This window comes from Pelorhabdus rhamnosifermentans, assembly GCF_018835585.1.
Lineage (GTDB): Bacteria > Bacillota > Negativicutes > UMGS1260 > UMGS1260 > Pelorhabdus > Pelorhabdus rhamnosifermentans.
Genome location: NZ_JAHGVE010000054.1, coordinates 1 through 7,604, shown reverse-complemented (window position 1 = coordinate 7,604; position 7,604 = coordinate 1). Strand labels below are relative to the sequence as shown.

Here is a 7,604-nt window from a genome sequence, read left to right as displayed (position 1 = left end):
GAAAATGCACCTCGTTGTTCATAGTGACATTTTCTCACGATAGTCTACATAGTGACATTATCACAAGTTAAACACAGATTTGTTTCGACCTTCATTGACCGTGCTAGCTATTCTCGTTATAATGATTTTATAAAATAAACTGCAGGCAGTGATGTGCTGTGTAAGGTGAATGAAAATCGATGCTGAATATTGATGAATTTTCCAGTAAGTCACTTGTTGAAAATACTTCGGAAAAAATAGTGAAACTTATCGTTGAAAATGAGGTTTCTGTTGGCCAGAAGCTTCCTAATGAGTATGAACTTTCGAAGCAGCTTGGTGTAAGCCGCAATACTATTCGAGAAGCAATTCGGGCTCTTGTGTCGAGAAATATTGTCGAGATAAGACGAGGCGCGGGTACTTTCGTGTCTCAAAAGCTGGGAATTGCTGATGATCCCCTTGGACTTACTTTTATTAAAGATAAGGAAAAAGTATATTTAGATTTAATTCAGATACGTTTTATATTGGAACCCCCCATTGCATCATTGGCTGCGCAAAATGCAACAGAAGAGGAAATAGAAAAATTAGGACAGTTATGTGATGATGTGGAGAAGTTGCTATTGGCAGGAAAAGATCCGGTGGAAAAAGACATCGAATTTCATACACAAATTGCGAAATGCAGTAAAAATAGAGTTGTGCCTAATTTAATTCCTATTATTAATGCGGCGATTACTGTGTTTACTCGGATTAAGGAAAATAAGGTAGCAAGTCGGACAATTGAAGCACATAGAGAGATTTTTGAAGCCATCAAGGCACATCAGTGTAATGATGCACAGGATGCGATGATTTTGCATCTTGCTTATAATCGCAATAAACTTAGAAAAACAGTGCAGATTTAATGAACTGTGAATAATTGAGCCTTGTTTCTCGAATAAAAAGAGAAACAAGGCTTTTTATATACATCCAATGTATTTTTATGGGTTTTGTGATAAAAATCGAGATTTTTGTGTTAAGCAAACGGAATTAATGATGATAATTATTAAATATTGACAATATATCAGAAAAAAGATAATATACAGATATAAATACATCCTATGTATTTGCGATTATCATATCAATAGGAGGAAACATGCCGGTGAATCAAGTGTATGATGTTATTATTATCGGAGCGGGAGTTGTAGGGAGCGCAGTTGCCAGAGAGTTTGCAAGGTATCGATTAAAAGTAGGTGTTCTGGAAAAGGAACTGGATGTATGCTGTGAAACCAGTGGCAGAAATTCAGGCGTACTACATGGTGGCTTTACTTATAAAACGGGTTCATTAAAGGCAAAGTGCAGTGTAGAAGGCAATGCGGAGTTTGATCAAGTTGCTGCTGAGTTAGATGTTCCGTTTAAAAGAACGGGGAAGGTTGTTGTTGGATTTACGGAAGATGATATGCAGAGTCTGTTGAGGTTTAAGGCTGTCGGTGATGCTAATGGAGTACCTGGTTTAGAAATTATTGATAAAGGGCGATTAGCGGAACTCGATTCCAGTGCAGGCGGAGAATTCGCCATGTATTCACCCTCGTCAGGTATTTTGAATCCTTTTATTTATACGGTGGCACTGGCTGAAAATGCCAAGCAAAATGGGGTGGACTTCTATTTCGGCAATGAAGTATTGAGTGTTCAAAGGAAAAATGAAATTTATGAAATAGCGACGGGAGAGTCATTTTATAAGGCTCGCTGGGTTGTTAATTGTGCAGGACTAAACTCAGCTAAAATTTCATCTATGCTTGGTATTGATGGTTATACCATTGGGGGTTTTAAAGGTGAATACTTTGTTTTAGATAAAAAGGTTGGCAAGTATTTAAATATGCCTGTTTATCCAGCACCGGGTTCCAACGGTGGATTCGCTACTCACGCAACACCGACGGTAGACGGAAATGTTTTAATTGGTCCTGATTCTACCTTGGTAGCTGATTTCGAAGATTATGGAGTTACGCCTGCGGCTTTAAAAGGTTTAATCGTGGATGGAGCCAAAATGTTTAACCATGTAAAAAGAGAACATTTTATCCGAAATTTTTCGGGGATTCGGCCGAAGCTTATTGATAAAGAAACGAAACAAGTCCTCGATTTTGTTGTAGAATCACGCTCAGAAGCACCAAATGTGATTAATCTTGTAGGAATTGAATCGCCAGGTATTACAAGTGCCTTACCTCTTGCTAGACGAACGGTGGCCCTTTTTAAAGATCAGGAAAGACTTATTCCTAATGAAAAGTTTAATCCGAGAAGGCAAGGAATTCTTTGCTTTGCAAAGCAAAGTGATGCAATTAAAAAAGAATTAATCGAACAAGATCCCAACTATGGTGAAATTATTTGTCGTTGTGAAACGGTTACGAAGGCGGAAATATTACAGGCCATCCATAATTGTCTAGGTGTGACAACGGTGACGGGGATAAAAAATCGAACACGGGCCATGATGGGCCGATGCCAGGGCGGTTATTGTGAAACGAGAATTGTACAACTGTTACAACAGGAATTGCATAAGCAGGAAACGGACATTGTTTATTCAAGGTCGGGCTCAGAGATGTTTACTGGGAAGGTGAGAATATAATGACTATCATGAATAAGGAGGTTGTCATTATTGGTGGTGGACCTGCGGGGCTTGCAGCTGCAGTGGAACTTAGGAAAAAAGGAATTCAAGAAATTGTCATATTGGAAAGGGAAAAACAGTTAGGGGGCATTCTTAGACAATGTATTCATGATGGTTTTGGTCTTACGCGTTTTAAACAAACGCTGAGTGGTCCTGAGTATTCGCAAAGGTTTATTGATCTTGTAAAAAAGCTTCATATTGAATATGTTACAGATGCGACAGTCATTGAGATTACTTCAATGAAGAAGGTTATTGCTGCTTCTAAAGATGGACTTTTAGAGTATCGGGCAAAGGCTGTTGTCCTCGCCATGGGGTGTAGAGAAAGGACGCGCGGAGCTATTAGTATTCCGGGCACAAGACCCGCTGGAATTTATAATGCAGGTGTGGCGCAATCCTACATCAATTTACATAATACGATGGTGGGGAAAGATGTGGTGATTCTCGGTTCCGGTGATATTGGCATGATTATGGCAAGACGCATGACTTTGGAGGGGGCGAAAGTGAAGGCGGTATTTGAAGTGCAGCCCTATCCAAGCGGATTACCCCGGAATATCGAGCAATGTTTAAATGACTATGGCATTCCACTATATCTTAGTCACACCATTACGAAGATTAAGGGGAATGCCAGATTGGAAGGAATTACTGTTTCGCAAGTAGATGAAAATATGAATCCTATTATTGGGACGGAAAAAGATTATGATTGTGATACTTTAATTCTCTCAGTTGGATTGATTCCGGAAAATGAACTGTCCTTAGCTTGCGGGGTGAAACTCGATAGTAGAACAAAAGGCGCTATTGTTGATGAGAACTATCAGACTTCAGTAGCTGGCGTATTTGCGGCGGGTAATGTGCTGCAAGTTCATGATTTATTAGATTTTGTCTCATTAGAAGCCGAGGGACTCGCAGATAGTGTGGCAGAATATATTCAACAAGGTGAGTTAACGGATTGTCCCATTGATATCGTAACAGATAACGCTATTAGTCATACTATCCCGCAAAAAATTAGTGGCAAAAAGGATTTTACACTTTCGCTGCGTGTAAGAAAGCCTTTTAAAAATTGTCATATTGATGTGATGCAGAGTGACACTGTCATTAGAACGGTATTGTTGAAAAAGGCAATTCCGGCGCAAATGATTCAAGTTAAGCTTAAAGAAACAGATATTAAAACATTAGATAATATAAAGGTGGTGGTGAGATGATAAAGAAATATACTTGCATCGTTTGTCCAAATGGCTGTGAAATTGAGGCCCAAGTGGAAGGGGAGAAGATCCTCGCAGTTGAAGGCGCCTGTTGCCAAAGGGGGAAGGATTATGTCGAGCAGGAATGGGTAGACCCACAGAGAAGTATTGCTACTTCCGTTCTAGTGGCGAATGGAAATCTTCCACTTGTCAGTGTCAGACTCACTCGTGCTATTCCGAAAGCGAAGATCATGGAAGTTATGAATGAAATCAAGCAGGTACATTTAATGGCTCCGGTGAAAGCAGGGCAGACTGTGATAAAAAATATCCTGGGTCTTCATAGTGATGTGATTGCAACTAAAAATGTTTACGCAAAATAATAGCGTAAAATGAATAGAGATATTGTATTGTAGGAAGATTCTTTCTGAATTTTAAACTAGGAAGCGAAGCAACTGGGATGAAACCTTTTGATATACTAGGCTATATCAAAAGGTTTCATTTTATGTGTAAATTGAGAATTGCTTTTGTTCTCGAAAAACACAGAATATTTATTGACAGAGCGTAAAGCAACGTGTAAAATGTGAAGTGTGAAATTTCACAGACTTTTCTACGTATTGTGGTTTTAAGGTTCCGTAAGTCAGAGCGATTTTAGTTTGGCACATAGGGACTGTGGCTTCATTGTCTATTTATATACAACGGGAGGTTTAATATTTATTATGACTAGTAGTAATTATTCAGGTACACCGATTATTACGGATATGCAGGTGATTCCTGTAGCGGGATATGATAGCATGCTACTGAATCTTTGCGGTGCTCATGGTCCGATCTTTACGCGCAATATCGTTATATTAAAAGATAATTTGGGACATACGGGTGTCGGTGAGGTTCCGGGCGGAGATGGAATTCTTCAAACGCTAAAAAGAGCTTGTCCACTTGTCGTTGGACAATCCATTGGATTCTACAATAATATTCTCAATCTTGTGCGTAAGCAACTTGTTGAGGGAAACGCAACAGGGCCTCAGTCTACGGTACACAAAGTCACTTCCAAATCGGAAGCAGCGGTGTTAAAGCAACCACATGAAATTAATTTGCGTGCTGATAATGTGTTAACAGCAATTGAAGCGGCATTGCTGGATTTATTAGGACAATTTCTTGGTGTGCCTGTTGCAGCATTATTGGGGAATGGGCAGCAACGGGATGCTGTTAGAATGCTTGGCTATTTATTTTATATTGGTGATCAAACCGAAACGGACTTGCCTTATTTGAATGATTCTCATTCGAAAGACAACTGGTTTCGCTTGCGCCATGAGGAGGCTTTGACACCGGAGGCTGTCGTTTGTCTTGCTGAAGCCGCTACTGAACGTTATGGCTTTCAAGACTTTAAGCTCAAAGGCGGCGTTATGAGTGGAGAAAAAGAGATGGAAGCTGTTGCGGCTTTAGCTAAACGCTTTCCTCAGGCGCGGATTACGTTGGATCCGAATGGAGCTTGGTCACTAGATGAAGCCATTAGTCTATGTCGTAATCAGCATCATGTAATGGCGTATGCTGAAGATCCTTGTGGAGCTGAAAATGGGTATTCAGGACGTGAAGTGATGGCAGAATTCCGACGAGCGACAGGGATGCCTGTTGCAACAAATATGATTGCAACGGATTGGCGGCAAATGGGGCATTCGGTTCAACTTCATTCCGTGGATATCCCTTTGGCTGATCCGCATTTTTGGACGATGCAAGGCTCTGTACGTATTGCTCAGTTATGTCATGAATGGGGATTGACGTGGGGATCACATTCAAACAATCATTTTGATATTTCATTGGCCATGTTTACGCATGTAGCAGCGGCAGCGCCAGGGAATATTACAGCTATTGATACGCACTGGATTTGGCAGGAAGGCGAAGAACATCTGACAAAAGAGCCATTCAAGATTGTGGGTGGTATGGTTAAAGTGCCAGAAAAACCCGGTCTTGGTGTAGAAATTGACATGGAACAAGTCGAGAAAGCTAATAAGCTATACAATAAAATGGTGACAGGTGCTCGCGATGATGCTAAGTCTATGCAATATTTAATTCCGGGTTGGAAATATGATCCGAAGCGTCCTAGCTTTGTGAGGTAACCTAAAGTAGAAATTCTGGTTGAATCGATAGGAATGTCGGACTTGAAAGCGTTTTATAAACACGTTAGAAAAATTGGGAGGTAACAGAATGGCGTCGAGTAATATAGCAAATGGTTGTATCCCTAAAGGTCGATGGTTACACATTATTCCACCAACAATTATTGTATATATTGTAGCTTATATGGATCGAATGAATATTGGCTTTGCTATGGCCGGTGGTATGAATGAAGCTCTTGGTATATCCATGACAGTCTCTGGATTAGCTGCAGGTATTTTCTTTTTTGGCTATATGATTTTACAGATCCCCGGTGGGCATATTGCCGAACATGGTAGTGCGAAAAAGTTTATCATGTGGACTATTGTTGCATGGGGCGGTCTTTCTACGCTGACGGGTTTTGTGCAAAATGAATGGCAGTTACTGACGATGCGCTTTTTACTTGGCGTAGCTGAAGGGGGATTGTGGCCGGCGATTCTTGTTATTATTGGAAATTGGTTTCCTGAGAAGGAGGTTGGTCGCGCGAACGCCTTATTCATGAGTAATTTAGCTATTTCGGCGATCATTACGAATCCACTATCAGGATGGGTCATTACGCATTTTGACTGGCATGGTGTATTTATTGTTGAAGGACTTATTTCAATTGGTTTACTGTTTATCTGGCTTCCGCTTATCAGTGATCGTCCAGAAGAAGCTAAGTGGATTTCCAAGGAAGAAAAAGAATATCTTATCGAAACTTTACGTCGGGAAAGAGAAATTCATCAAAATAATCAATGTCATGCTCCTGTGAGTTATAAAGATTTATTGGTCAATCGCGACAGTTGGATGTTGACAGCCATTTATTTCTGTTATGCTACAGGACAATATGGATTTTTGCTGTGGCTACCAACGATTGTAAAAAACTTAACGAAAATGGGGATGACCAACGTCGGGTTTTTAACAGCTGTTCCCTATTTGGCTGGGTTGATAGGTTTGTACATTTTTGCAATGCTTTCTGACCGCAGTTTAAATCGGCGTTTTTATACATCTATTACGCAATTCGGTTTTGGTATTTGTTTTCTGCTTTCCACGCTATTTCCAGAACATATTTGGGTTTCTTATGGTCTTCTTGTTTTGACAGGTGTTTTTACGAAGGCTGTTTCGAGTAATTTCTGGACTATGCCTGCTTTGCTGTTTCCACCAGGAATTGCGGGTGGGGCCAGAGGAATTATTAATGCCATCGGTAATCTGGGTGGTTTCTTTGGTCCTGTGATGGTTGGATGGTTAACGACGCTTTTTGGTATGACTTTTGGAATTTATTGCTTAGTCTTTTTTTTATTGCTTGGCGGAATATTAACGATGTTTTTACCGGATGTTACGGCAGGCAAGGTAGAGTATTCGGAAGTTTCTGCTAAGCCCGCGCATAACAGATAGGGAGGGATTTAAGTGTTTGAAATCAAAGGAGTCGTGCCACCGCTGATTACACCGATGGACGAAAATGAAAAGTTAGATACAAAAGCACTGCGCAATTTGATTGATTATGTTATTGAAGGCGGGGTTCACGGCGTTTTCGTACTGGGCAGTACAGGCGAATTCTATGGCCTTGATGTTGAAGAAAAAGTGAAGGCTGTAGAAGTGACGATGGAACAAGTCAATGGCCGGGTGCCTGTTTATGTGGGAGCCAGTGCCATTACAACCAAAGAATGTGTGAAGCTGGCCAAACTGGCTAAACAAAA

General features: G+C 40.6%; 7 protein-coding genes. All 7 read left to right on the top strand.

The genetic code is table 11. The features are described from left to right. The first annotated feature begins 179 nt into the window (after positions 1-179). Positions 180-875 (top strand): FadR/GntR family transcriptional regulator, encoded by a 696-nt coding sequence (locus Ga0466249_RS25500; protein WP_215832316.1) that lies wholly within the window; start codon positions 180-182, stop codon positions 873-875. 236 nt (positions 876-1,111) lie between these two features. Further along, positions 1,112-2,566 (top strand): NAD(P)/FAD-dependent oxidoreductase, encoded by a 1,455-nt coding sequence (locus tag Ga0466249_RS25495; RefSeq protein WP_215832315.1) that lies wholly within the window; start codon positions 1,112-1,114, stop codon positions 2,564-2,566. Next, entirely contained in the window at positions 2,566-3,804 is a 1,239-nt protein-coding gene (locus tag Ga0466249_RS25490) for an NAD(P)/FAD-dependent oxidoreductase (protein WP_215832314.1), read from the top strand. Before Ga0466249_RS25495 ends, Ga0466249_RS25490 begins: the two co-directional genes overlap by 1 nt. Continuing rightward, the gene (locus Ga0466249_RS25485; RefSeq protein WP_215832313.1) at positions 3,801-4,163 is read left to right on the top strand and encodes a DUF1667 domain-containing protein; all 363 of its coding nucleotides are present in this window, start codon (positions 3,801-3,803) and stop codon (positions 4,161-4,163) included. Before Ga0466249_RS25490 ends, Ga0466249_RS25485 begins: the two co-directional genes overlap by 4 nt. Before the next feature lie 336 nt (positions 4,164-4,499). Further along, a complete protein-coding gene (locus Ga0466249_RS25480) occupies positions 4,500-5,894 on the top strand; it encodes an enolase C-terminal domain-like protein (RefSeq protein ID WP_215832312.1) in 1,395 nt (464 codons plus the stop codon). Between the two features lie 88 nt (positions 5,895-5,982). Next, the gene (locus tag Ga0466249_RS25475; RefSeq protein ID WP_215832311.1) at positions 5,983-7,302 is read left to right on the top strand and encodes an MFS transporter; all 1,320 of its coding nucleotides are present in this window, start codon (positions 5,983-5,985) and stop codon (positions 7,300-7,302) included. A 12-nt stretch (positions 7,303-7,314) separates the two neighbouring features. Continuing rightward, positions 7,315-7,604, top strand: a 290-nt coding sequence (locus Ga0466249_RS25470) for a dihydrodipicolinate synthase family protein (protein ID WP_215832310.1), incomplete at its 3' end; no start/stop codon positions are given.